The 25,967-nt window shown below is 67.8% G+C and carries 21 protein-coding genes; 14 read left to right on the top strand and 7 right to left on the bottom strand.

The annotated features are described in order from the left end of the window. Positions 1–75: 75 nt before the first annotated feature. Positions 76–570 carry a C40 family peptidase gene (locus tag ACFQ0E_RS17625; protein WP_386826271.1) on the bottom strand — a complete coding sequence of 165 codons (495 nt, stop codon included), beginning with the start codon at positions 568–570 and terminating at the stop codon, positions 76–78. Between the two features lie 173 nt (positions 571–743). Here ACFQ0E_RS17625 and ACFQ0E_RS17620 point away from each other — a divergent pair, with 173 nt between their 5' ends. Further along, entirely contained in the window at positions 744–1,223 is a 480-nt protein-coding gene (locus ACFQ0E_RS17620) for an FKBP-type peptidyl-prolyl cis-trans isomerase (RefSeq protein WP_386826068.1), read from the top strand. A gap of 100 nt (positions 1,224–1,323) precedes the next feature. Next, positions 1,324–1,728 (top strand): RNA-binding S4 domain-containing protein, encoded by a 405-nt coding sequence (locus ACFQ0E_RS17615; RefSeq protein WP_386826066.1) that lies wholly within the window; start codon positions 1,324–1,326, stop codon positions 1,726–1,728. 519 nt (positions 1,729–2,247) lie between these two features. On the opposite strand, the gene katG is transcribed toward ACFQ0E_RS17615, so the two are convergent. The 4 genes from katG to ACFQ0E_RS17595 form a co-directional block, all read right to left on the bottom strand. Further along, on the bottom strand, positions 2,248–4,458 hold the full coding sequence (gene katG / locus ACFQ0E_RS17610; RefSeq protein ID WP_386826065.1) for a catalase/peroxidase HPI: 2,211 nt from the start codon (positions 4,456–4,458) through the stop codon (positions 2,248–2,250). Between the two features lie 227 nt (positions 4,459–4,685). Continuing rightward, positions 4,686–5,180, bottom strand: coding sequence for a shikimate kinase (locus tag ACFQ0E_RS17605; RefSeq protein WP_386826063.1), 495 nt, complete (start codon positions 5,178–5,180; stop codon positions 4,686–4,688). A gap of 217 nt (positions 5,181–5,397) precedes the next feature. Continuing rightward, positions 5,398–6,018, bottom strand: coding sequence for a DUF937 domain-containing protein (locus tag ACFQ0E_RS17600; RefSeq protein WP_386826062.1), 621 nt, complete (start codon positions 6,016–6,018; stop codon positions 5,398–5,400). Between the two features lie 92 nt (positions 6,019–6,110). Further along, complete coding sequence (locus ACFQ0E_RS17595; RefSeq protein WP_386826060.1) at positions 6,111–6,572, bottom strand: Lrp/AsnC family transcriptional regulator; 462 nt, start codon at positions 6,570–6,572, stop codon at positions 6,111–6,113. 105 nt (positions 6,573–6,677) lie between these two features. Here ACFQ0E_RS17595 and ACFQ0E_RS17590 point away from each other — a divergent pair, with 105 nt between their 5' ends. From ACFQ0E_RS17590 to ACFQ0E_RS17575, 4 genes are all read left to right on the top strand, one after another. Beyond that, positions 6,678–7,898 carry a trans-sulfuration enzyme family protein gene (locus ACFQ0E_RS17590; RefSeq protein ID WP_386826058.1) on the top strand — a complete coding sequence of 407 codons (1,221 nt, stop codon included), beginning with the start codon at positions 6,678–6,680 and terminating at the stop codon, positions 7,896–7,898. 501 nt (positions 7,899–8,399) lie between these two features. Continuing rightward, positions 8,400–8,645 carry a hypothetical protein gene (locus ACFQ0E_RS17585; protein ID WP_386826056.1) on the top strand — a complete coding sequence of 82 codons (246 nt, stop codon included), beginning with the start codon at positions 8,400–8,402 and terminating at the stop codon, positions 8,643–8,645. A gap of 347 nt (positions 8,646–8,992) precedes the next feature. After that, positions 8,993–9,184, top strand: a complete 192-nt coding sequence (locus ACFQ0E_RS17580; protein WP_386826054.1) for a hypothetical protein — start codon at positions 8,993–8,995, stop codon at positions 9,182–9,184. 212 nt (positions 9,185–9,396) lie between these two features. After that, positions 9,397–10,980, top strand: coding sequence for a hypothetical protein (locus ACFQ0E_RS17575; protein ID WP_386826052.1), 1,584 nt, complete (start codon positions 9,397–9,399; stop codon positions 10,978–10,980). Between the two features lie 152 nt (positions 10,981–11,132). On the opposite strand, the gene ACFQ0E_RS17570 is transcribed toward ACFQ0E_RS17575, so the two are convergent. Then, the gene (locus ACFQ0E_RS17570; RefSeq protein ID WP_449284343.1) at positions 11,133–14,531 is read right to left on the bottom strand and encodes an AAA family ATPase; all 3,399 of its coding nucleotides are present in this window, start codon (positions 14,529–14,531) and stop codon (positions 11,133–11,135) included. 183 nt (positions 14,532–14,714) lie between these two features. Next, the gene (mutS, locus tag ACFQ0E_RS17565) at positions 14,715–17,264 is read right to left on the bottom strand and encodes a DNA mismatch repair protein MutS (RefSeq protein WP_386826048.1); all 2,550 of its coding nucleotides are present in this window, start codon (positions 17,262–17,264) and stop codon (positions 14,715–14,717) included. Positions 17,265–17,652: 388 nt separating this feature from the next. On the opposite strand from mutS, the gene ACFQ0E_RS17560 reads away from it, so the two are divergent. From ACFQ0E_RS17560 to ACFQ0E_RS17525, 8 genes are all read left to right on the top strand, one after another. Then, positions 17,653–20,175, top strand: a complete 2,523-nt coding sequence (locus tag ACFQ0E_RS17560) for a TonB-dependent receptor (RefSeq protein WP_386826046.1) — start codon at positions 17,653–17,655, stop codon at positions 20,173–20,175. 87 nt (positions 20,176–20,262) lie between these two features. Next, positions 20,263–20,424, top strand: coding sequence for a hypothetical protein (locus ACFQ0E_RS17555; protein WP_386826045.1), 162 nt, complete (start codon positions 20,263–20,265; stop codon positions 20,422–20,424). A 61-nt stretch (positions 20,425–20,485) separates the two neighbouring features. Further along, positions 20,486–21,943: a hypothetical protein gene (locus ACFQ0E_RS17550; protein WP_386826044.1), complete on the top strand. Its 1,458-nt coding sequence runs from the start codon at positions 20,486–20,488 to the stop codon at positions 21,941–21,943. 133 nt (positions 21,944–22,076) lie between these two features. Then, positions 22,077–22,580, top strand: coding sequence for a CinA family protein (locus tag ACFQ0E_RS17545; protein ID WP_386826042.1), 504 nt, complete (start codon positions 22,077–22,079; stop codon positions 22,578–22,580). Between the two features lie 74 nt (positions 22,581–22,654). Beyond that, the gene (gene lexA / locus ACFQ0E_RS17540; RefSeq protein ID WP_137853058.1) at positions 22,655–23,299 is read left to right on the top strand and encodes a transcriptional repressor LexA; all 645 of its coding nucleotides are present in this window, start codon (positions 22,655–22,657) and stop codon (positions 23,297–23,299) included. Positions 23,300–23,474: 175 nt separating this feature from the next. Next, the gene (recA, locus tag ACFQ0E_RS17535) at positions 23,475–24,509 is read left to right on the top strand and encodes a recombinase RecA (RefSeq protein WP_386826041.1); all 1,035 of its coding nucleotides are present in this window, start codon (positions 23,475–23,477) and stop codon (positions 24,507–24,509) included. Positions 24,510–24,841: 332 nt separating this feature from the next. Beyond that, positions 24,842–25,357 carry a regulatory protein RecX gene (locus ACFQ0E_RS17530; RefSeq protein WP_386826040.1) on the top strand — a complete coding sequence of 172 codons (516 nt, stop codon included), beginning with the start codon at positions 24,842–24,844 and terminating at the stop codon, positions 25,355–25,357. Positions 25,358–25,430: 73 nt separating this feature from the next. Next, positions 25,431–25,913, top strand: coding sequence for a hypothetical protein (locus tag ACFQ0E_RS17525; RefSeq protein WP_386826038.1), 483 nt, complete (start codon positions 25,431–25,433; stop codon positions 25,911–25,913). The last annotated feature ends 54 nt before the right edge of the window (positions 25,914–25,967 follow it).

The raw sequence follows: 25,967 nt of genomic DNA, 5'->3' as shown, positions 1-25,967 counted from the left end.
GCACGACCGAGGCCGCCGGGGGGTTCAGATTTCGTTAGACCCTGCCCGGAAAAAGTGACCGGGTTCGCGAATCCGTCACTGCAGGACCCGTTTGGCCCCGGTGTAGTGGTCGCGCCAGTAAGCGCCGTCGAGGTGGTCCAGGCGGACCGTGCCCCCGGTGCGGGGGGCGTGGACGAACCGACCCTCGCCGACGTAGATGCCGACATGGGTGACCTCGCCGCCCTTGCCGAAGAACACCAGGTCGGCCGGGGCGAGGCGGGTCGGAGCGATCTTCGGGCCCTGCATCGAGGCAAGCTCGCGAGAGGTGCGCGGCAGGCGGACGTCGAGGGTCTCGCGGAACACGTAGTTGACCAGGCCGCTGCAGTCGAAGCCGCTTTCGGGTGTGTTGCCGCCGTAGCGGTAGGGCGTGCCGACCAGGCCGATCGCGCGCATCAGGACGGTATTGGCCGCGGCCGGATCGTTGGGGGTGGCGGTGGCCCAGTTCCGCTGGCCTGGGGGCGGGGCTGGGCGGTCGGCGCGGACGTTGCCGCCACCACCGCAGGCCGAAAGCACGGTCGTCAGGGCCAGCATCGCGCCGGCCACACGGATGGACGGACGCCGGGACAATGGCGCCGGGGCGGTCGAGTACGGATAATGCGCGGCTCTCATCGGCGGCCATCTTGGCCCCAACTTTCCCGGCCGGCAACTCGCCGGCCCCTGCCGCCCAAGCGGCCCAGACCCGATCAGGATCATCCGAGCCCATCATGAAAATCCAGAAAGACAGCGTCGTCCGTTTCCACTACACCGTTGGCGAAGTCGGCCAGCCGGCCAACGAAAGCTCCAACGGCGGCGAGCCGCTGGCCATCCTGATCGGCCACAACAACATCATCCCGGGTCTGGAAAAGGCGATGGAAGGCCGTGAAGCCGGCGAGAAGTTCGAAGTCGACGTGCCGGCGTCCGAAGCCTACGGCGAGCGTCGCGAAGGCCTGAGCCAGCGCATCCCGAAGAAGCATTTCGGCGAACAGCGCCTGATGCCGGGCATGCAGGTCGTGCTGCAGACGAACTTCGGTCCGCGCGCCGTCACCATCGAGAAGGTCGGCATGAGCGTGGTCGATGTCGACCTGAACCATCCGATGGCCGGCAAGGATCTGCATTTCGACATCGAGATCGTCGAAGTGCGTGAAGCCAGCGCCGAGGAAGTCGAGCACGGCCACGTGCACGGCGACGGCGGCCACCAGCACTGACCGGTCGCGTCTCCACCGGTGCGCATCGACGGCCCGCGAAAGCGGGCCGTTCGCGTTTTCCGGGGCTACACTTCGGACGACGCCCTTGTTTTCCTTCCGCATGACTGCACCGATCGCCGCCGACGCCGTCCGTCTCGACCTCTGGCTCTGGGCCGCGCGTTTCTTCCGTACCCGCAGCCTCGCCAAGCAGGCGATCGACACCGGCAAGGTCGAGGTCGGCGGCCAGCGCGCCAAGGCCTCGCGCAGCGTGCGCATCGGCGACGCGTTGCGCGTCGCGCGCGGCGACGAATTGTTCGAGATCGAAGTGCGCGGCCTCAGCGACCAGCGCGGCCCGGCCAGCGTCGCCCAGGCGCTGTATGCCGAATCCGAAGCCTCGAAGACGCGCCGTGCCGAGACGCTTGCCTCGCTTCGCGCCGCCCGCGCCGGCTACCAGCCGCCGGAGAGCAAGCCCGACAAGCGCGCCCGCCGCCTGATCCGCGCGCTGGGGGACATCGACGCGCTGTGAGGGTGAATGCGGACGCCGTGCATGTTCCGTCGATCCTGGGCAGCAACAGCATCGTCATCCTCGCGCAAGCGAGGACCCATGCATCAGCAGCGATCAAGCCCGGGTCCTCGCTTGCGCGAGGATGACGTTGTTTGCTTGTCCGCGCAGCATCCGATGCGCCATGCGATGCACGAATTGCGATCGGGCAATCGCGCCTCGCGGGTACCGTCCGCATAAAAAAACGCCGGTGGGGGACCGGCGTGGAGGATATGGACGTGGGGGACATGATGTGAGGATCGGGAAACACATGACGCATCGACACGGACCGTCTCCAAGCGTGCCCGTTGCGGGCCGGCGCACCTGCTTCCAGCGGCTGCGCCGATCGGCATCCGGGACTCAGTCGGATGCCGATCCCGTGGTCAGATCGTTCCGGTGGCGCGGAGTTCCCGCGCTTCACCCTGCAGGATCCGACAGGCCAATCCCGGCATGCCCGTCGGACCCTTCCGCCCCCGCCCGGTAGGACGGGGCGAGACGCGGCGATCAGGCCAGGTCGAAGCGGTCGAGATTCATGACCTTGGTCCACGCGGCGACGAAGTCCTGCACGAACTTCCCGCTGGCGTCGTTCGCGGCGTAGACCTCGCACAGCGAGCGCAGCACCGAGTTGGAGCCGAACACGAGATCCGACACCGTGCCGGTCCAGCGCACTGCACCGGTGGCGCGGTCGCGGCCTTCGAGCACGCCCGGCTCGCTGGCCGAACGCGACCAGGCGGTGCGCATGTCGAGCAGGTTCACGAACACGTCGTTGCTCAGCGTACCCGGGCGGTCCGTGAACACGCCGTGCTTGCCGCCGTGGCTGATGCCCAGCGCGCGGAGGCCGCCCACCAGCACGGTCATTTCCGGCGCGGTCAGCGTGAGCAGCTGCGCCTTGTCGACCAGCAGTTCCGCGGCCACGTCTTCCAGCCCGGCCTTCACGTAGTTGCGGAAGCCATCGGCCTGCGGTTCCAGCACCGCGAACGACTCGACATCGGTCTGGTCCTGGCGCGCATCGGTGCGACCCGGCGTGAAGGGCACGCTGATGTCGTGGCCCGCATGCTTCGCAGCGGCTTCGATCGCCGCGCCGCCGGCCAGCACGATCAGGTCGGCCAGCGAGACGCGCTTGCCGCCGCTCGCACCGGCATTGAACGCTGCCTGGATCTCTTCCAGCGTCGACAGCACCTTCGCCAGTTCGGCCGGCTGGTTGGCGGCCCAGTCCTTCTGCGGGGCGAGGCGGATGCGCGCGCCGTTGGCGCCGCCGCGCTTGTCGCTGCCGCGGAACGTGGACGCAGACGCCCAGGCGGTCGAGACCAGCTGCTGCACGGTCAGGCCGGAGGCCAGCACCTTCGCCTTCAGCGCCGCGATATCGGCGTCGTCGACCAGCGCGTGGTCCACGGCCGGCACCGGATCCTGCCAGATCAGCACTTCATCGGGGACGAGCTTGCCGAGGTAGCGCGCGCGTGGGCCCATGTCGCGATGGGTGAGCTTGAACCAGGCGCGGGCGAACGCATCGGCGAAGGCCTGCGGATCGGCATGGAAGCGGCGCGAGATCTTTTCGTAGGCCGGGTCGAAGCGCAGCGACAGGTCGGCGGTGGTCATCATCGGCGGATGCGACTTCGACGGATCGTGCGCGTCCGGGATCATCTGCTCCGGCTTCGGATCCTTCGGCGTCCACTGGTGCGCGCCGGCCGGGCTCTTGGTCAGCACCCACTCGTTGCCGAACAGCACGTCGAAATAGCCGTTGTCCCAGCGCGTGGGATTGGGTTTCCAGGCGCCTTCGATGCCGCTGGTGATGGTGTCGCCGCCACGGCCTCTGCCGTGCTTGTTGAGCCAGCCGAAGCCCTGATCTTCCACCGCACCGCCTTCGGGCGCGACACCGACCAGCCCCGCGTCACCGGCGCCGTGCGCCTTGCCGAAGGTGTGGCCGCCGGCGACCAGCGCGACGGTTTCCTCGTCGTCCATCGCCATACGCGCGAAGGTCTCGCGCACGTCGCGGCCCGAGGCCACCGGGTCGGGATTGCCGTCCGGGCCTTCCGGGTTCACGTAGATCAGGCCCATCTGCACCGCCGCCAGCGGGTTCGCCAGCTGGCGATCACCGGAATAGCGACTGTTGGGCTTGTCGCTGGTGGCCAGCCATTCGGCTTCGAGGCCCCAGTTGATGTCCTTCTCCGGCTCCCAGATGTCGGCGCGACCGCCGCCGAAGCCGAAGGTCTTGAAGCCCATCGATTCGAGGGCGACGTTGCCGGCGAGCACCAGCAGGTCCGCCCAGCTGAGCTTGCGCCCGTACTTCTGCTTGATCGGCCACAGCAGGCGGCGCGCCTTGTCGAGGTTGCCGTTGTCCGGCCAGCTGTTCAGCGGTGCGAAGCGCTGCGAACCGTTGCCGGCGCCGCCGCGACCGTCGGCGATGCGGTAGGTGCCGGCCGCGTGCCAGGTCATGCGGATGAACAGGCCACCGTAGTGGCCCCAGTCGGCCGGCCACCAGTCCTGCGAGTCGGTCATCAGCGCCTTCAGGTCCGCGACGACCGCATCGAGGTCGAGCGTCTTGAATTCGGCTGCGTAGTCGAAGTCCGTGCCCATCGGGTCGGACTTGTCGGTGTGCTGGTGGAGGATGTCGAGGTTGAGCTGATTGGGCCACCAGTCGCGGTTGCCGCGACCGGCGCTGGCCATCGTGTAGTGGCGGGCGCCGCCCGAGAAGGGGCACTTCGATTCGTTGGACATGGTGTTCTCCTTGTGGGTCGATGGCCCCCGGCGATGCGATCCTGCGAGCGGCGGTCCATTGCAGCCAGCGGGGATCCCGTTGCGCGCGGGTGGCGGGGTGGAGACAACGTACGCCTAGCGGATATCAAAGAGAATTCGATTGTTTCCACGGTTTCGATAGGCCAAGACTATCCAAACCGTCTATCGCGCTGCCTGTATCGATTGATGCAGCCGAAGGTATGGCCCGCTCATGTCAGGTCGGTTGCGGACAAGGTCCCGGTCGCTTCCCGCTTCCGGCCCGGGTGCCGGTCGAACACCCGGCGATGCGCGGCCAGCGACCAGGCATCGTCCCGGGAATAGTAGCCCTCGACCCAGCGCTGCAGGTGGTCGAGCATCGCGTCCTGCGCCTCGGCCGACACATATTTATGCGGTTCCCACGGCCGTCGACGGTTGTTCGCCAGGCAGGCCTCCAGCCCCGGGTTGAGGAACACCAGTTCGGTGCAGGCCGGCGCCGCCGCCTCGACCAGTTCGCCATAGCAGCCTTCGATCACCCAACCCGGATGCGCGGCGATGAAGGCGTCGAGATCCGTGCGCACCGCTTCGGGCGAGCGCGGCACCGCGATCTGTTCCGGTTCCCAGACGATGATGTCCAGGTCGAGGTGCGGCAGGCCGTGGCGTTCGGCCACCGCCTTCGCCAGCGTGCTCTTGCCGGAGCCGGAGTTGCCGAGGATGAGGAGACGCATCGTTAAAGATGTCCCTTGTTGATCGCCTTGCTGATCGCCCCCTTTGGCAAAGGGGGCCGACGCGCAAAGCGCGGCGGGGGGATTTGCGAACGCGAGTGTTGCGTCTGCCGTGTCGTGAGCGGCGATCGGCCGGAAATCCCCCGCGGACGCTACGCGACCGCCGCCCCCTTTTTCAAAGGGGCATGCCGCGATAGCCGTCAGCGCGATCCAAGCAAGTTCAGCGCGACCCGCCGAACAAGCCACCACCCAGCTTCAGCACGTCGCTCAGGTCGACGTCGCCGTCGCCGTCCTTGTCGAGCACCGCGCCGAGCAGACCGCCGCCGAGACCCTGCTGGCGCACCTGCTGCTGTTCCTGGCCAAGCACGGCGCCGAGGATGTCGGCGGTCGGGTTGCCGCCGCCGCTGGCATTGCCGGAGAACATGCGCTTGGCGAGGTAGCCCATCACGATCGGGGCGAGGATCTTCATCAGCTGGCCGGCGCGATCGCCACCGAGGCCAGTCGCTGCGCCGAGGCTCTGCTCCGCGCGCGCCTGCTGGCCGCCGAAGATGTGGCCGAGCATGCCGGCGCCGTCGGTCTGCCGGCCCTGCGCGCCGCCGAGCACCGCGCCGAGGAGGTCGCCGATGCCGCCACCGCCGGCATGGTCCTTCTGCAATGCGCCGAACAGCGCCTCCGCGCCCTGCGGCTGGCTCGCGTTCTTGCCCAGCGCGCCCATCAGCAGCGGCAGCGCCGCGCCGACGGCCGACGAGGCCTGGTTCTGGTCGATGCCGAGCTGCTGCGAGATCTGCTGCAGCGGCGCGCCTTGGAGCTGGGCGAGGAGGTCCTGGGTCATCGTGCTCATGTTGCGGTTCCTGTGCGTAGGCGGCCCGGCCGCGTGTGGACGCCTACTGTAGCGCTGCGACGATGACGACCGGGGGGCGCGCCGGCTTTTTTTCAGGGCTGCGCCGGCAGTTCGGTGTTGCGGTGGAAATCGAAGATCAGGTGGGTCTGGATGTGCACCACCTCGGGCCGCTCGGTGAAGGCGGCGAGCGCGAATTCGCGCAGGTGCGCGCTGTCGCGCACGCCCACGTGGACCAGGAAATCGTCGGCGCCGGCCACGTGGTAGAAGGCCAGCACCTCGGGCAGGGCGCGCAGGTGGGCCTGGAAGCTCTCGACGAAGGTCCGCGAATGCTGCTGCAGCCGCACCGCGACCAGCGCCTGCAGGCCGATGCCGATCGCCTCCGGCGCGATCTCGGCGTGGAAGCCCAGCAGCGCCTTCGACTCGCGCATGCGCCGGATCCGCTCCAGCGCCGTGGACGGCGCCACGCCGACTTTCTCCGCCAGGTCCTTGTTCGGCATCCGCGCGTTCTTCCGCAGCAGGCGCAGCAGATCGAAGTCGATTCGGTCGAGCAGCATGATCCGGCCCCGTTCGCGAAATAGTGTTCGGCCCGCAGTCTAACAGTCGCATCGGGTTCCAGAATCGGCCGCATCTTCCGAATGAAGTGCCGACGGGACCCCGCCATGACCGACATCGATTCGACTCATCCCGATTCGACCCGCCCCGAGACCCGGGCCGTCCACGCCGGCCGCGAAGACTTCATCGCGCTGGGCATCCACGCCCCGCCGATCGACCTGTCGACCACCTATCCCGTCGCCGACCTCGCCGCCGGCACCGCCAGCTTCGATGCCCTGGTCGGCGGCGATGCCAGCGCCCGCAATCCCATCTACGCCCGCCTGCACAATCCCACCGTCGCACGCGTCGAGCGCGCGCTCGCCACGCTGGAAGGCACGGAGGCCTGCGTCGCCTACGCCTCGGGCATGGCCGCGATCACCGCGCTGTTGCTCGCCAGCCGCGCGCGCGGCGCGCACATGCTGGTGGTGCGCCCGCTGTACGGCACCTCGGATCACCTGTTCGCGAGCGGCCTTGCCGGGCTCGAAGCCGAATTCGTCGAAGCGCACGAAGTCGCCGCGCGCCGCCGCCCGGACACGGCATTGATCTTCATCGAGACCCCCGCCAATCCCACGCTCGACCTCGTCGACATCCGGGCCGTCGTCGCCGCCGCCGGCGACGTGCCGGTTGCGGTCGACTCCACCTTCGCCACGCCCATCCTGCAGCGGCCGTTCGAACTCGGCGCCAGCTACGTCGTCCACAGCGCGACCAAGTTCCTCGGCGGCCATGGCGACGTCATCGCCGGCATCGTCTGCTGTTCCGAAGCGAACGCGAAACCCTTGCGCCAGGTGCGCGCCGCGACGGGCGGATTGCTGCACCCGCTCGCGGCCTATCTCCTGCATCGCGGCCTGCCCACGCTCGCGCTGCGCGTCGAACGCGCACAGGCCAACGCGATCGAACTCGCCCGCCGCCTCGCCGCGCATCCCGCCGTCGAATGCGTGTTCTTCCCCGGCCACGGCACCGTGCGCAACGCGCATCTCGCCACCACCCAGATGCGCGGCCCCGGCTGCCTCATCGCCTTCGAACTCCGCGACGGCTACATCGCCGCCGCCCGCACCATGCAGCGCGTCGCACTCATGACGCCCGCAGTGAGCCTCGGCTCCGTCGACACCCTCATCCAGCATCCCGCCGGCCTCACCCATCGCGTCCTCGACGACGCCACCCGCGACCGCTGCGGCATCACCCCCGGCCTGCTGCGCCTCTCCGTCGGCATCGAGCACGTCGACGACCTGTGGGCGGATCTCGAACAGGCGTTGAGGCAGGACAGTGTCGTGGTGCGTGAAGCGGCGTGACGCGCGCAGCTTGCACACAGCAATCCCACAATGCAGGCACGCCCCGCTTTTGTAGGGCGGGCCTTGGGCCCGCCGACGGCGAAGCCGGTGAGGCGTGAGCTGCGGTGTGGATGAAGGAATTTTGGATGATCGCGTGTGTTGGCGCGATGGTATGGTTTCTGTCGTATCCGAGAAGAAGGCGCGATGCACGCAGCGCCGTATACAGTGGAAGGCGTCGTGGCCGTGCAGTTGTGCGATCTGCGAGCGAGGCTGGGTCATGCCTTAGTGGCGCGGAGCCGGGCTGGAGTGTCGGGGATCCTGGTGTCGGGGAAGTCTGAGTTGTGGGTGTCTCTGCTAAGTCGGCCATGTCCATCAGCGAACGCCAGTTCGAAGGCATGCTTTGCAAGATCGATCGCGGCAGTAGTAGCATTCATGGCGGCAGGCTCCGGTGGATAGGAGCCGCTTCAGCATTCAAGCCCAACACGTTTCGTGGGTTGGCCTAATTCAAATTTCAGAACAAATATGAAATTGCCCCATGAGCTTGCAGCAGTCCTGCTGGTACTGTTTGCAATAATGTTTGGCTGGCGTGCCTGGAGCGCCATTCGAGAGGGCTGCATCGGTTGGGGCGCGAATGACAAGGCGGTATACATCGACCGTCGGCAAAACCCGGGCGCATTCTGGTTCTTTTTTTCGTTTTTTCTCTTCTTCTCCCTGGGATGCGCATATGGAGCGTACAGTTCGGCTGCTGGGTTCCGCTCTCTCGGCTGATATTCTGTCTGCGGATTTCCCTTTAAAGCCATAAGACTTATTCGCATGGCGGAACCTCGTAAGACGAGTTTGCCGTTATAGGGGCCACAAGCGAAGCGTCATCACCTTCTTTAGCGTCCCGGCATCGACGACCTACGGCCGCGCATGGCGCCTGCGGCGGTTCAGTTCTGCGAAAGCCAAAGCCTGCGCGGGAAGAGTGTCGTGAGGTGTGTCCCGTTGTCGTCCGACCCTTGCACCGTGTTCGGCGCGTCAAAGCCTAGGTGAATTGCTGCGCAAACCTTGCGCGCGATGCGATCCGTAATCTCCAACGGCACCCACTCCGGCGTCGGGCGAAACAGAGTGCCGTCATGTCGAAGCCGAAAGCGCAGTTCCAGCCGTCCAACATCCTGCTGGTTGAAGTCCCGCCTCACTTCATCACGCTCTGTGAAGCCTGCCGTGCCAGCCCGCAAGCCGTGCTGCGCGGCATGGCCTCGATGATCTGCGGCCTGCAGTGCAACGAAGACGACCGGCTGCAGCCTCTGGACGGCACTGCTGCGTGAGGCTTCATCGGGCGCGGACCATCCTCGCGTCCCTTCTTCCATCGGAGGGAGGGGCGACTCGTTCACCGTGACCGCTTCCACGAAACGATGCCGACCACTCGCATCATGGGCTGCGCTTGATCGATTCGTGATCACTTCATGATCGCTTTCTGCATGAAACTGGCGCACAGGAACCGGAGCATGGCGGCGTGGGCGAGATGGCACTCCGCCCTGTGCAGGCGCTGCATCGCAGACATGTGGTACGGCGCAGGACACTCGAACGCCACGCGGCCGTGGGACGGCTGCGCAACACCGGCACATCCATCAAGGAGATTCACATGCAAGGCAAGATCAAGTTGCTCACGCTGCCGTTCCTGGTCGCGGCATTGGCTGCCGCCACCACGACGGCGGCCTTCAACGACAAGCCCGCCGTCCGGGCATCTGCGGATACGGCCAGCGCCAAGGCGGGTGGGCTGCTGCAGGGTCGACTGAACGTCCGTTACGGTGACGGGCGGCCGGGACCGGGGCGGACCTCGAAGACCGTCGTCCGTCTGATCGAGGACAACGGCCGCATCCATCTGATCGACGCGGCGAGCGCGAAGCGCGCCGCCGGTGACCTGCATCTTCTGGCCAACCGCCGCGTCGCCGTGAGCGTGGCCGCCATTGCCCAGGGCAAGGCCGCCGATAGCGCGCCGCTGCTGACTGCGGAAGCGATCGTGCCGATCGACGATCTCGATGCCGACGCTGCGCAGGGCCGCGCGGGCGACGTGTCCATTGCCGCGGTGACCGGCACCAAGGCGTGGGTGACGGTGATGTGCCGGTTCAAGGACAACACCAGCACGCCCCGGCCGCTCAGCTACTTCGTCGACATGTACGCCAATACGTCCGGCCGTCTGGATCACTACTGGCGCAACATGTCCTACGGGAAGATCAACCTGACCGGAAGCACCGCCTCCGGCTGGTACACGCTGCCGCAGAACCGCGCCTACTATTTCCCAAGCACCGGCGAGCCCCGATGGGACGAGCTGCGCAACAACTGCCTCGGCGCGGCCAACCCCAACGTCAACTATGCCAATTTCTTCGGCATCAACATGATCTTCAATGGCGACATGGACGGTTATGCCTACGGCGGCACCGAGACCCTGACCTACGACGGCGTGACGAAGAACTGGGGGCTGACCTGGAATCCGCCCTGGGCCTACAGGTCCAATGTCGTGAACGATTATGAGGGCATCAATACGCTCGCCCACGAAATGGGCCACGCCTTCGGCATGCCGCATTCCGACAACATGGACGGCGACGGCGATACCTACGACAACGCGTGGGACATCATGAGCGGTGGCTATGACGAGGTCTTCTACGACGCGACCTACGGCCGGTTGCCGCAGAATCCGATCGTGTACCAGCGCGATCTCATGGGCTGGTTCGACGCGGCGCGCGTCCGCAACCACACCCGCCTCAACGCGACGACCACCTACACCATGGATCGCGCCAGCCTGCAGGGGTCGGCCAATGTCCAGATGGTCAAGCTGATCGTGCCGAACAGCACCACCTACTACACCATCGAAGTGCGCAAGACCGCTGGTCCGATCTACGACTCCAGGCTGCCGGGCGATTCGGTGATCATCCACCGGGTCACGGACAGGGCCCGCATCGTGGATGCGCGCGTCCCGCCGCACGACTACTCGAACCAGGAAACCAACATGTTCAAGGTCGGCGAGTCCTACACAACGCCGGAAGCCACCGGCAGCCGCTACAGGGTCGAAGTCCTCACCGCGACCACGGCCGGCTTCACGGTGCGCGTCACCAACCTGTAACGGAATGACCCGCGTCGCAGTCGCGACGTTTCAGGGGCAGGCTTTGGCGGCAGGTCGTTTGACCTGCCGCTTTTTGCTGCGCGCTGGCTCGCAAACCGTCTTGCGCGATAGTGCTGCGATGCGCTGTGACTTGCCGTACGCGGGAGGCGAGATCACTCCCCCACGATCACATCGAACTCCCCACCCAGTACCCGATCCAGTCGTCCCGTGCGCCAGGCGCGCACACTATCGCGCACCAGCGGCGAGGGTTCTGCGCGGTAGCGGCGGCAGATGCGGAGGTCGTCGTCGGTCTTGAGCGGGTCGATGCGGGTGCGGCCGGGGAGGTCGGGGGCGATGCGGACGGCGAGGGTGGAGCGGCGCGGGGCGTCGTCGCCGTCGTGATCGTGCTCCAGGACGTGCAGGCCGTGTTCGGTCTGCAGCAGGTCGTGGGAACCGAAGCCGCTGATGGCGAGGCGGGCGCGGCAGGCGTCGGGATTCTGTTCGATCACGTCGACGCGCATGTTGCGGCGTTCGGCCCAGGCCATGTACATCGCGAGTAGTTGCTGCCACCACAGGCGCGTGCGTGCGGGGTCGCGGCGCAGTTCGGTGTCGCTGGCGGACAGTGAGAGCAGCGCGTCCTGCGGGCGGCGTTCGGCGAGGGCGTCGATGGCGAGGCCGATCAGCCACAGCGTCTGCGCGGTGCGGGCGACGAAGAGCGCGTTGCCGCCGTCCCGGGCCAGGCGTTCGTCGAGGCGCTGCACGGTGTCGAGCGCGCTTTCGATGCGGTTGCGGCGTTCGATGCGGTCGAGGGTGTCGAAGCGTTCCGGTCGCGACCAGAAATCGCCAGCGTTCATCGCGGCGAAGTCGTCATTGCGCGCGTTCTGCCAGTCGTCGCCAGCGATGGTGTCGAGCAGCGCGTCGAGCGTGGCGTGCAATGTGTCGAGGCTGGCGCGCGAGGCGTCGGGCGACCACAGCAGCGCGCGCAGGTCGCTCGTCGTTGCAGGTGATGCGGCGGTCGACGCGAGTGTCTGCGCGATGCCGCCGGCTGGTGCGTTCGGATCGACGAATTCGACTTCCAGCCGCTCGCCGGCGCTGCGCACGAACAGGAACTGGTCGCCCTGTGGCGTGCGGTGTTCGACGATGCTGCGCGCCAACGGCGCGAGCAGGTGTTGTTCGATGGCGCGGCGCAGCGGACGTGCGCCGAGGTCGGGCGTGAAGCCTCGGTCGAGCAGGAATTCGATCGCGGACGGTTCCCACTCCACCGCCCAGTCCCGGTTGCGCAGGCCGCGGCGGCCCATCGCGCGCTGCAGTTCCTTGTGCAGGATCTCGCGCATCAGGCTGCGGTCGAGCGGGTTGAACAGCACGATCCGGTCGAGGCGGTTGAGGAATTCGCGGCGGAAGGTCTCGAACAGCGCCTTCTCGACCACGCCGCGCGAATAGCCGCCGGCCACCGAAGTGAAGCCGGGGCCGGCGCTGCGGCCCAGCGTCGAGCCGACGTTGCTGGTGAGGATGACGATGCTGTGCCTGAAGTCGGCGACGTTGCCGTTGCGGTCGCCGAGGCGGCCGTCGTCGAAGACCTGCAGAAAGAGATCCCAAACCTTCGGGTGCGCCTTCTCGAATTCGTCGAGCAGCACCACCGAGAACGGCTGCTCGCGGATGCGCGAGACCAGCGAACGCGCGCTGCCGTCGCGCGAAACCTCGGTGAGCCGCCAGGCGCTGTCGTCGGACTGGTATTCGCTCATGTCCAGGCGCAGCAGGCGCTCGCTGCTGCCGAACAGCAGTTCGCCCAGCGCCTTCGCCAGTTCGGTCTTGCCGGTGCCGGTGGGGCCGGCGAACAGGAACACGCCGACCGGCCGCGCCGGGTCGACGAGGCCAGCCTTGAGCATCGCGATGCGGTCGACCAGGCCTTCGACGGCTTCATCCTGGCCGATCACGCGCTTGCGGAAGAATGCGCGCAGGGCGTCGAGGTCGAGGCTCTTGCGGTCGTCGATCACGTCGAGCGGCAGGCCGCTGCGTCGCGCGATGGTCTGCAGCAGTGCGTCCGGGGTGATCGGCAGCGCAGGCGGCTCCGTGGCGATGGCGGCCTGCAGGCTGTCTTCGAGCAGGCGGAGCGTGCGCCCGGGCTCGTGCTGCTCGGGAAAATACTGCGTGGCCATGCGCCGTGCCTCGTCGAGCGCACGGTCGTCGATGACCTCGCGGCCGAGCGCGATGCCGCGCGCGTCGCGCCAGCGCACGAGCAGGTCGCGCAAGGCGGCGTCGGTCGGCGCCGGCAGCGTGAGCGTCTTCGTCAGGTGGCGCAGCGTCGGCCGCGCGATCAGCAGCTGCGCGAGCTGCGCCGGTTGCAGCTCGCCGATCATGCGCAGCTGGCCGCGCTCGATCGCCGGCAGCAGCATGTCGAGGATGCCGCGCGAGTCCTGGCTGTGGCTGCCCTTCTGCAACAGGTCGAGGAAATCCTGCACGCGCCAGAGCGCGCGCGGCCGGTTCAGCGCGGCCAGCATCTCGCCGATGCGTTCCTCCAGTTCGCCGATGTACTTCTGCCCGGACAGCACCTCGGCGGCGGAGGCGTCGAACAACAGCCAGCCTTCGGCGTGCAGGCGCGCGAGCAGGCGATCGACCAACGTTATCTTGCCGCTGCCGTGCTCGCCCGAGACCAGGATCGACGCCGCAGGCGTGGCGTGCAGCATCTCGTGCAGGCGCGCCAGCTGCGCATCGAGTTCGGGATGGTCGACGATGCCCGCGCCCGCTTCATTCCCGGCGGGCGACCACAGCCTGCCGACGCTGCCGAGCGTGCGCTGTTCGCGACGGCGCGAGCGTTCGGCCTCCGCCTGCGCCAGGTAAGGCGCGAGCATCGGCATCTGCAGCGACTTCAGGCCTTCGCTCAACTGCTCCAGCTCGTGCTCTTCGAGCGACTCCAGCGCCATGGCGGCGGTGCCCGGTGCATTCGCCTCTGCCCACTGCAGGTATTCGCGCATGCGCTGGCGCAGCGGCAGCGCGTCCCACCACCATTGCCGCACCAGACGGAGGAAGGCGGGGAGGGCGCTGGCGTCCGGGCGCGAGCGCATGTAATCGACCATGTACCAGGCGGGGTAGCGGCCGGGCATGCGCGTCGCGGCCAGGGCATCCGTTGCGGGAATGTCGTCGCGGCCCTGCAGTGCGACGTAGACCATGCTGGCGAGCACGTAGCCGTCGCCTTCGAGCTGCGACAGGAGGTCGGCCGGCGCCAGCGACGACAGCACGGCCACGCCTTCGCGGAACTGCGGGAACCGCAGCAGGTCCTCGGGTCGCTGGATGCGTTCGTCCTCGGCCTCGATTTCGCGGCGCAGGCGGTAGAGCTTGTCGGCTGGGGATTCCTCGACGACCGGCGCCGGGCCCCCTGCAGGCGGCGGTTCGATTGCGGGCTGTTCGGGCGTCGTGTCGCTGTCGTTGCCTGCGTCGGCCGTGGCCTGAAGCGCCGGTGTTTCGACAGACGTGGGCAGGGCTGTTGGCAGGGGCGTGCCCGGGCGGCGCAGCCACAGTGCCAGGCCGATGCCGATGAACAGGCCGAGGATGAAGATCGCAACCGTCACGTCCATCTCCGTTGGGCGAACGCACTCGCCATGCGCGGTGGGAGACGCAGTATAGGCGGCGTGCTTGTCTTCCTCCCCCGCGCGCGGGGGAGGATCGAGGTGGGGGCGAGTGATGATGCGTGTGCGTCGCCCCCCATCCCGACCTTCCCCCCGTGAACGGGGGGGAAGGAGAAAAGCGGCGGCCTCAGCTCACTCCAGCGCCTTCAGCCGGTACAGCGCTTCCAGCGCCTGCTTCGGCGTGAGCTCGTCCGGGTCGATCGCGGCCAGCGCGTCGAGCGCGGCGGAGTTCGGCGCGAACAGGCCGAACTGCTGCGGTGCGTCCAGGGTCTGCGCGCTGAGCACCGGGGCGGGATCGTTGCGGCGCTGTTCCAGCTCGGCGAGCCTGCCGCGGGCTTCGCGGACCACAGACTTCGGCAGGCCGGCCAGCGCGGCGACCTGCAGGCCGAAGCTGCGATCGGCGGGGCCGTCCTTGACCGCGTGCATGAACACCAGGGTGTCGCCATGCTCGACGGCGTCCAAGTGGACATTGGCGATGCCGCTGCCGGGCTGGGCCAGCGCGGTGAGTTCGAAGTAGTGCGTGGCGAACAGGGTGTAGCAGCGGTTGGTATGCGCCAGGTGCCGCGCGCAGGCTTCGGCGAGCGCGAGACCGTCGTAGGTCGAGGTGCCGCGTCCGATCTCGTCCATCAGCACCAGCGACTGCGGCGTAGCGTGATGCAGGATATAGCTGGTCTCGCTCATCTCGACCATGAAGGTCGATTGGCCGCGGGCGAGGTCGTCGCCCGCGCCGATGCGGGTCAGGATGCGGTCGATGGGTCCAAGCTCGGCCTTCGATGCCGGCACGAAGCTGCCGATGTGCGCGAGCAGCACGATCAGCGCGTTCTGGCGCATGTAGGTGCTCTTGCCGCCCATGTTCGGGCCGGTGATGACCAGCATGCGGCGCGAGGTCTCGCGGTCGTCCCCGTCAAGGATCAGATCGTTCGGCTCGAACGGCGCGTCGCGCACGGCTTCGACCACCGGGTGGCGGCCGCGTTCGATGCGGATCACGGCATCGTCGACCAGCGTCGGCCGCGACCAGTCCAGCTCGCGCGCGCGCTCGGCGAAGCAGGCGAGCACGTCGAGTTCGCTCAGCGCACCGGCGGCGCGCTTGAGCGGTTCGAGATCGCGGTTGAGTTCGTCGAGGATCTGTTCGTACAGCAGCTTCTCGCGCGACAGCGCGCGCTCGCGCGCGGACAGCACCTTGTCCTCGAACTGCTTCAGTTCCTCGGTGATGTAGCGCTCGGCGCCGGTCAGGGTCTGGCGGCGCGTGTAGTGCACCGGCGCCTTGTCGGCCTGGCCCTTGCTGATCTCGATGTAGTAGCCGTGGACGCGGTTGTAGCCGACCTTGAGGGTCGGGATGCCGCTGCTCTCGCGTTCGCGGGCTTCGAGGTCGATCAGGAACTGGTCGGCGTTGGTGCTGAGCAGGCGCAGTTCATCGAGTTCGGCGTCGTAACCTTCCGCGATCACGCCGCCGTCGCGGGCCAGCAGCGGCGGCTGCGCCACGATCGCCCGCGCCATCCATGCGGCCTGCGCATCGTGTTCGCCGAGTTCGGCGCACAGCGCCAGCAGGCGAGGCGAATCGATGCCGTCCAGCGCGGCGCGCACCTTCGGCAGCAGCAGCAGCGCGTCGCGCAACGTCGACAGGTCGCGCGGACGCGCGCTGCGCAGGGCCACGCGCGAGAGGATGCGTTCGATGTCACCGAGGCCACGGAAGGCGTCGCGCACGTCCGCGTCGGCGCGCGCGTCGATCAGGCGTTCGACGGCGTCATGGCGTTCCGTCACGACCTGACGGTCGCGCAACGGCCGGTGCAGCCAGCGCCGCAGCAGGCGTCCGCCCATCGGCGTCACGGTGGTGTCGAGCACACCGAGCAGGGTGTGTCGCGTGTCGCCGTCGACGCGGGTGTCGAGTTCGAGATGCCGACGCGTTGCGGCGTTCATCGCGATCGCGCCGTCGCTGGTCTCGACGCGGATCGAGGTCAGGTGCGGCAGGCGCTGCTTCTGTGTCTCCTCGACGTAGCCGAGCAGGGCGCCGGCGGCGGCGATGGCGAGGTGACGGCCTTCGATGCCGAAGCCGCCGAGGTCGTGCAGGTTGAAGAACTGCAGCAGCTGTCGACGACCGCTGTCGGCGTCGAACAGCCACGGGGCGCGGCGGCGGATGCCGCCCCGGCCCGCCAGGCCGGCGGGCCAGCCCTCCTCGTCGGGCACCAGCAATTCGGCGGGATCGAGCCGGGCCAGCTCGGCTTCCAGTTGATCGTCATTGGCGACTTCGTTGACCAGGAACCGGCCACCGGCAAGGTCGGCCCAGGCCAGGCCGTAGCCCGCCTTGCCGCGGGCGACCGCCATCAGCAGGGTGTCGCGGCGGTCCTGCAACAGGGCCTCGTCGGTCACCGTGCCCGGGGTGACGATGCGGACGACCTTGCGTTCGACCAGCCCCTTGGCCAGTGCCGGGTCGCCGATCTGCTCGCAGATCGCCACCGATTCGCCCAGCGCCACCAGCCGGGCCAGGTAGCCCTCGTAGGCATGCGCCGGCACCCCGGCCATCGGAATGGGCTGCCCGGCCGAGCTGCCGCGCTGGGTGAGGGTGATGTCGAGCAGCCGCGCCGCCTTGCGGGCGTCGTCGTAGAACAGCTCGTAGAAATCGCCCATCCGGAAGAACAGCAGCACGTCCGGATGCTCCGCCTTGGCGGCGAAGAACTGTCGCATCAGGGGGGTATGCTGCTCGGCGGACGCGCGCGGGGAAGACGTGGATTCGGACACGGGAGGCGGCAGGGACAAGGTCGGCTCGAGCGGTCCGGCAGGGCGCCGGAGACGGCCGGCTAGTATGCCAGCGCATGCCGGATTTCGTGCTGCGCTGCAGCGTATCCGGCCATGCCGCAGGCATGGTCACAGGTCACGTTTCCTGTGCTACCGTCGCCATACGGTTGCGTTCGCGACTTCGGGGGAAACGGCACGACGAGGCGCCAACCCCCATGCGGCCAGACGGCTCGGGGCGGGGGCGCCCAGGCCGTTCAGGGCCTCCGGGACGCGGGCGAGGCCGGACACAGACGACACCACACACCAAATCAATAACGACATGGCAAGAGGGGATCACATGGCAGACCGTGCACCGCAACTCAATCGACTCGCCCGGGCGCTTTTCATCGCGCTGGTGGGCGTCGCTCACGCACCCATCGTGCTGGCGCAGGACGCCGGCGCAGCCGAGGACCCCGAAGCCGGCACGCTCGACAAGATCGTCGTGACCGCGCAGAAGCGCGAGGAAGCACTGCAGGACGTTCCCGTCGTCGTGACCGCGCTGTCGGGACAGATGCTCAACGATGCCGGTGTCCGTGACGTGAAGGACCTGCAGACCCTGGTGCCCGGCCTCACCGTCACGAGCACGCAGAGCGAAGCGCTGACCACCGCGCGCATCCGCGGCATCGGCACGGTCGGCGACAACGCCGGCCTGGAATCCTCGGTCGGCATCGTGATCGACGGCGTCTACCGTCCGCGCAACGGCGTCGGTTTCGGCGACCTCGGCGAACTCGACCGCATCGAAGTGCTGAAGGGCCCGCAGGGCACCCTGTTCGGCAAGAACACCTCGGCTGGCGTCATCAACGTCGTCACCAAGCGCCCGACCTACCAGCAGACCGCCGAGGCCGAGCTGACCGTCGGCAACTACGGCGCGCTGGGCGCGTCCGGCTCCTACAGCCAGGGCATCGGCGACATCGCCGCGTTCCGGATCTTCGGCGCGAAGCGCAAGCGCGACGGCTTCATGGACGTGGTCACCGGCAGCGGTCCGCGCTTCGACCGCGAGGACTACGACCAGAACTACCACACCGTCCGGGCCCAGTTCCTGCTCGAACCGACCGACACGCTCGACATTCTCTTCACCTATGACGAATCGGACCGTGACGAGAACTGCTGCACCGGCGCGACCATCATTCGCGGCCCGACCGCAGCGATCCTCGACGCGCTGACCCCGACCCCGGGCGACACCGGCGTCGCGACCGTGGCCGATCCGTTCGCCCGTCGTGCCTGGAGCAACCGCAGCACCGCGCAGGCCATCGGCGACAAGGGTGGCTCGCTGCAGATCGACTGGGACACCGGCTGGTTCAGCAATGCGACCCTGACCTCGATCACCGCGCAGCGCCAGTGGGATTCGGTCAACGGCCTGGACTTCGACTTCAGCACCGCCGACCTGCTGTTCCGCAATCCCGAGAAGTCCGACAACTACTCGAAGTTCGATACCTTCAGCCAGGAAATCCGCCTGGCCGGTTCGACCGACAAGCTGGACTGGCTGGTCGGCCTGTTCTACGCCGACGAGTCGCTGCAGCGCAACGAGGCCTACCGCATCGGCGCGGCCTATGAGCCGTATCTGTCGATCGCGCTTCTGTCGCGCATCAACCCGCTGCTCGCCACCAGCCCGACTGCGCCGCTGTTCCTGTCGCAGGCGTCGGGCCGTCCGTTCGGCACCGTGTTCGCCGGTCATGCCGCGTCCGACCAGTACCAGCAGGACTCGAAGACCTTCGCGGTGTTCACCAACAACACCTGGCGCGTCACCGACGCCTTCGATCTCACCTTCGGCCTGCGCTACACCCGCGAGAGCAAGGAACTGGAGTCGCGCTACAGCAATCCGAACGGCGGTCTGGGCTGCAATGCGATGCGGACCAATCCGGCCCAGGTGGTCGCGGCCCTGGTCGCACGCGGCCTGACCGTGGCCCAGGCGTCCGCCGCCGCACCGCAGGTGGTCGGCTTCGCCTGCCTGCCCTGGACCAACAACCTGCACAACGGTCGCGTCACCCAGCAGGACCGCGACGAGAAGGAATGGTCCGGCACGATCAAGGCGGCCTACCGCTTCAACGAGCACGTCATGGGCTACTTCTCGGCCGCGCGCGGCTACAAGGCGGGCGGCTTCAACCTCGATCGCGTCCAGTCCAACACCGGCCTGTCCAGCGGCACCTCGGGCATCATCCCGGTCAACGACACCTCGTTCGGCGGTGAATTCGTCGACAGCTACGAGCTGGGCGCCAAGACCACCTGGCTCGGCGGCAACCTGCTCCTCAACGCCACGCTGTTCCATCAGGAATACAGCGACTTCCAGCTCAACAGCTTCCTCGGCACCAGCTTCGTGGTCCGTTCGATCCCGAAGGTGACCTCGCAGGGCCTGGACGCGGAACTGCTGTGGAAGACCGGTGGCTGGATGGTGCAGTCCGGCCTGACCTATGCCGACACCAAGTACGGCGACGACCTGCTGCCCGACACCGATCTCGCCCTGCTGCCGGGCAGCCGCGCCAGCTTCGCGCCGAAGTGGTCGCTCACCGGTTCGGTCGGCTACGAGTGGGAACTGGGCAGCAACCTGGAAGCCCGCGCGACCATCGGCGCCAAGTACATGTCCGACTACAACACCGGCTCCGACCTGGATCCGGAGAAGGAACAAGACGCCTACACCCTGGTCAACGCCCGCTTCGTGCTGGGTCGCCAGGACGGTCGCTGGGATGTCGAGCTGTGGGGCCAGAACCTGACCAATGCCGAGTACATGCAGGTCGCGTTCGATGCGCCGCTGCAGACCGGTACGTGGAACGCCTTCCTCGGCGCGCCGCGCACCTACGGCGTGACCATGCGCGTGCGCTACTGATCCGGCAGTGATGCGGATCTGATCCTGCGTCGATCCGGTCGCGATGCCGGATCGATGCCGCAGAGGTTCCGCACTGATCCGCCAACGATGCTGTTCCGCATCTTCGACGGCCCGCTTCGGCGGGCCGTCTGTTTTTGCAGGTTGCGCGAGCCGGTGGACGCGCGCATCCTCGCCGCGGGGATGCGCCGCCGGATGCGGCCATCGCAGGGATCCGGTGTCGCCGCGCAAGGCGCCGCGTGCACTCGATGAGGAGGAAGCGCCGTCGACCGGCCTTCCGCAACGCCAGGTTTTCAGCCAGGGAGAACGTTCGATGTCCACGCCGTCGAAGTCCACGCCGTCGCAATCCGCTTCACTCAAATACACGCCGCATGCGCTCGCCGCCACCGTCGCGCTGGTACTGGCGCTGACCGGTTGCGGCGCCAAGCAGGAAGAGGCGCCCGCCGCCAAGCCCGAAGTCGCCGCCGCCACGCCACCGGCACCGCCCTCGGTCTGCCAGGCCAGCCAGAGCTGGATCACCAGCCCGAATCCCCCGGCGGAAGTCCCGGCCGCAGAAAGCTTCTGCGACTTCTACCAGTTCTCGTGGCAGTGGTTCCTCGCCCAGGTCTCGCCCGCCGCGGACACCAGCACCGGCGCCAACCGGGTGTTCGAGACCAACCGTCTCCACAATCCGAAGATCAAGAGCGGCCAGTGCTCGCTGCCCGCGCTGATGGGCCAGGCCAAGGCCGCGCTGATGCTCGACATCCGCGACGACAAGCCGCAGGGCTTCGAGGACGTGCAGGCCGACGGCAACGCGCTGTACGACCAGAACGGCAACATCCTCGTCTACAACACCTGGTACTCGAAGGCGATGTGCGAATCCACCCAGGCAGGTTTCGCCTCGGGCACGTTCGAGATCAAGGTCGCCTGGAAGGTCCTGCCGCAGCCCGATCCGACCTATTACTCGATGCAGGCCACGTTGCCGGGCACGAAGCAGCAGGTCACCCTGGGCATGGTCGGCTTCCACCTCGCCAACTGGACCGCGAACCATCCGGAAATGATCTGGGCCACCTTCGAGCACAAGACCAACGCGCCACTGTGCGATGGCTCCAGTGCGATGCCCGCATCCGGCTGGTCCTTCGCCAGCACCGATGCGGCGACCTGCCTGACCCAGAACCCGCAGAAGACCTCCGGTCCGCCGAGCGCCAGCTGCAGCAGCTTCGCCTTCAACACGCCGAACCAGAAGCAGGATCCGCAGCCGCTGACCGGCACGCCGAACAACATCTGCCGCCAGTACGCCTGGGGCAACCAGCAGGGCGCCTCGGTCAACGGCAACAACAACCAGGCCAATGTGGATGCGATCGTGCAGCTCAACGAGCAGCTGGTCGGACCCAAGGGCATGCTGACCGTGCTGCCCGACACCGACCCGATGGCGATCTGGAAGCACTACGAGATGATCGGCGGCATCTGGACCAAGGGCGGCGCCTCGTCCGGCAACGCGCCGGTGCCGCACATGTCCAGCGGCAAGGTCGTCCCGGGTGACCCGAACAGTCCGCAGCGCGGTTCCCTTGAATTGGCGAACATGAGCATGGAGACCTTCCAGCAGGGCGATAGCTCGTATGTCCCGAACTGCTTCGGCTGCCACAACTTCGACACCGCCAAGCCGCTGAACGTGAGCCACATCTGCACCAGCCTGTTCAGCAGCGACGACAGCGGCAAGAACTGCGTGATCCCGCCGCCGGCCGCCCCGGCAGCAGCGCCCGCAGCCACGGCAGCGCCCGGGAAGCCTTGAGCGACGCGCATCCGGTCCATCGACAGCCCACCGCAACGGCCCGCCTCGCGCGGGCCGTTGCCTGTCCGGCGCGCGCCATCGGTATGATGCCGGCACCGGGCATCGGCCCGTGCAGACCGGGTTGGACCGCCGCATGAGTTTTCCCACCGACGCCGAGCTTCGCGACCACGCCGAAGCCCTCGGACAACGCTTCCGCGCCGCCCGGCTCAGCCTGGTCACCGCCGAAAGCTGCACCGGCGGCTGGATCGCCAAGACCGTCACCGACATCGCCGGCTCGTCCGACTGGTTCGACTGCGGCATGGTCGCCTACAGCTACGAAGCCAAGCAGGCCATGCTCGGCGTCCGCCCCGAAACCCTCGAACACCATGGCGCGGTCAGCCGCGAGACCGTGGTCGAGATGGTGTCCGGCGCGCTCACCCACGCCGGCGCCAACATCGCCGTCGCGGTCACCGGCATCGCCGGCCCCGGCGGCGGCGCACCGGACAAGCCGGTCGGCACCGTCTGGATCGGCTGGAAGCGCCGCGGCGGCTACGCCCATGCCCAGCTGTTCCAGTTCGACGGCGACCGCGACGCCGTCCGCCGCCAGACGGTCGCCGCTGCGCTGCGCGGGCTGGATGCGTTGATCGGCAAGCCCTGACCGGTGCCCCGCCGGACCGCTCCTTCGAGCGCGGACGTTGACGGGGCAGGGCGTTAGTAGTAATACTACTAACCATGGACCTGACCGATACCCAGCAAGCCATCCTGGCCCTGATCGCCGAGCGCCTCGCCGCCGATGGCGGCTCGCCCTCGCAGACCGAGATCGCCCATGCCATGGGCTTCAAGGGCGTCCGCGCCGCGCAGTACCACCTCGAAGCCCTGGAGCAGGCCGGCTACATCCGCCGCATCCCGGGCCAGGCGCGCGGCATCCGCCTCGTCCACGAGGCCGCCAATGACGCCATGGACCAGCCGCCGGCTCCCGCGCTGCCCGACGAGGCCCTGCGCCTGCCGGTGCTGGGCCGCGTCGCCGCCGGCCTGCCGATCGGCGCCGATCTGCGCTCCGACGACTACATCCTCCTCGACCGTGCGCTGTTCTCGCCGGCGCCGAACTACCTGCTGAAGGTGCAGGGCGACTCGATGATCGACGAAGGCATCTTCGAGGGCGACCTGATCGGCGTGTACCGCACCAGCGAAGCCCGCTCCGGCCAGATCGTGGTCGCCCGCGTCGACGACGCGATCACCGTCAAGTTGCTGAAGATCGGCAAGGACCGCATCCGCCTGCTGCCGCGCAATCCCAGCCATGCCCCGATCGAAGTCCTGCCGGACCAGGATTTCAGCATCGAAGGCCTGTATTGCGGCCTCGTGCGGCCCAATCGTTGAGTGTGATGCCGCGCTGAGCGCGATGCGGGGAATTCCTACAGCCCGACGCGTCATCGTCCGATGTCTCGCCAACGATTTGACCATTAGATTTCAGGGCGTCGCAGGTTTTGCGACGGGCAGTCCCTAACCTGCGCCCACTCCAAGCATTCACCCAATCACTGACGAGGATTCCACGATGGACGAGAACAAGAAGCGCGCCCTTTCCGCCGCACTGAGCCAGATCGACAAGCAGTTCGGCAAGGGTTCGGTCATGCGCATGGGCGACCGCCCGGTCGAGGTGGTCGAAGCCATCGGCACCGGCTCGCTGATGCTGGACATTGCGCTGGGCATCGGCGGCCTGCCCAAGGGTCGCGTCGTCGAGATCTACGGCCCGGAATCCTCCGGCAAGACCACGCTCACCCTGCAGACCATCGCCGAATGCCAGAAGGCCGGCGGCACCGCCGCCTTCATCGACGCCGAGCACGCGCTCGACCCGATCTATGCGCAGAAGCTCGGCGTCAACATCGACGACCTGCTGCTCTCGCAGCCCGACACCGGCGAGCAGGCGCTGGAAATCGCCGACATGCTGGTGCGTTCCAACGCCGTCGACATCGTCGTGATCGACTCGGTCGCCGCGCTGACGCCGAAGGCCGAAATCGAAGGCGAAATGGGCGACCAGCTGCCCGGCCTGCAGGCCCGCCTGATGAGCCAGGCCCTGCGCAAGCTCACCGGCAACATCAAGCGCAGCAACTGCCTGGTCATCTTCATCAACCAGCTCCGCATGAAGATCGGCGTGATGATGCCGGGCCAGAGCCCCGAAGTGACCACCGGCGGCAACGCCCTGAAGTTCTACGCCTCGGTGCGTCTGGACATCCGCCGCATCGGCAGCATAAAGAAGGGCGAGGAGATCATCGGCAACCAGACCAAGGTCAAGGTCGTCAAGAACAAGCTCGCCCCGCCGTTCAAGCAGGTCGTCACCGAAATCCTCTATGGCGAAGGCATCAGCCGCGAGGGCGAGCTCATCGACATGGGCGTAGATGCCAAGCTCGTCGAGAAGTCCGGCGCCTGGTACAGCTACGACGGCGAACGCATCGGCCAGGGCAAGGAAAACGCCCGCCAGTACATGAAGGACAACCCGGCGGTCGCCATCAAGCTCGAAGCCGCCCTGCGCTCGCAGTTCGTGGCGGCCGATGCCCCGCGCAACGAAGCCGAAGACGACCAGGACGACTGAGTTCGAACGCAGAGGGGGCGGGCCCGAATACCTCGTCAGTGGACGGCCCGCCCCCGACGCACCACGCAGCCACATGGCTGCGTGCCATCCCCAACGATGCGTCACGGATGGCGCATCGGCGGCGCGGGGCCCCAAACCCGCACCGCATCGCGGCCCCGCTCGCCGGTGGGACCGTTCGCCGGGTCGCTCCAGGGATGGGGTTGCCTGGCCTTTCTGCGAGGGCCGATCGCATCATGATCGCCCTGCGCGGCACCGAAGCGTCTTCATGCCCGCAGAAATCCCTTCATGCTCTGCCTTTCGCCGAGCGCATGCCGCACCTTGAGCGAACCGCGATGTCGTCGATCGATCCACCCGATGAAGCCAAGGCACCGGCCCCGCGCAAGCGTCGCGGTCCCGAACCAACCCCAGGGCAGCGCGCCCTGTCGCTGCTGGTCCGCCGGGAGCACTCGCGCAAGGAACTGGCGCGCAAGCTGACCGCGCGCGGCGTCGACAAGGACGAGGCGCAGGCGGCGGTCGACCGCATGACCGCCGAGGGCTGGCAGAGCAACGACCGCTTCGCCGAACAACTGGTTCGCAGCCGGGCGAACAATGGCCAGGGCCCGCTGCGCATCCGCGCCGAGCTGTCGACCCATGGCCTGGACCGGGAGGCCGTCGCCGTCGCCTTCGAGGCCTACGACGGCGACTGGACCGACAACGCCCGCGACCTGGTCCGACGCCGTTTCCCCGGCGCGCTCGACGACCGCGCCCTGCAGCGCAAGGCTGCGGAATTCCTGGTTCGACGCGGGTTCACTGGCGACCAGGTCCGCGCGGCGACCCGCTACGATCCTGACGAGGATGACGTCGCCTGACATTTCAACGGGTTGTCTTAGTCATTCCCTGGGGCAGCATGTACGCCTTCCAAGTCCACAGGGGGGGCGTCACATGCAACAGTTCCGGATGCTCGCAGGTCTTCTGCTCGTAGCGACCGCAGTGGCCAATGAGGCCCGTGCCGAGGTCTACAAGTGCAGCCTTCCCGGTGGCGGGAGCGAGTACCGCGACCAGCCGTGCTCGCCCGGCAAGGGCGGAGCCATCCAGATCAAGGGCGGCGCTGCTGCCAGCGCCGGGGGTGGCCTGAGCGGCGACTGGTGCGAGTACGCGGTGTCGATCGACGAGAACAGCGAGAAGGACGCCACGTCCGCCGCGCAATGGACCTTCAACGGGAACCAGGTCAAGTACAAGCTCAAGGCAGCACCGATGGCGGGCCCCTGGATGCCCTTGAAGCGGGTCGAGGGCGGCTTCGCAGTCGACCATGCCCTGTTCGGCGGTGCCGGCCGGACTTGGCGCATCGTTCGCCAGAGCGGTGGCACGATGCTGGTGAAGGGGCCGCTGGGTGGTTATTACCATTTCCGCCGGGGCGCCTGCTGAGCCCGCTCCGGGGCCGCTGGTCCGGGTGGTTCCCGGCGAAAGCCCCGCTGGACG

Source organism: Lysobacter brunescens (genome assembly GCF_042677005.1).
GTDB classification, from domain to species: domain Bacteria; phylum Pseudomonadota; class Gammaproteobacteria; order Xanthomonadales; family Xanthomonadaceae; genus Lysobacter_I; species Lysobacter_I brunescens.
Note: the sequence above shows the minus strand (reverse complement) of the source record. Positions and strands in the feature narration are given on the sequence as shown.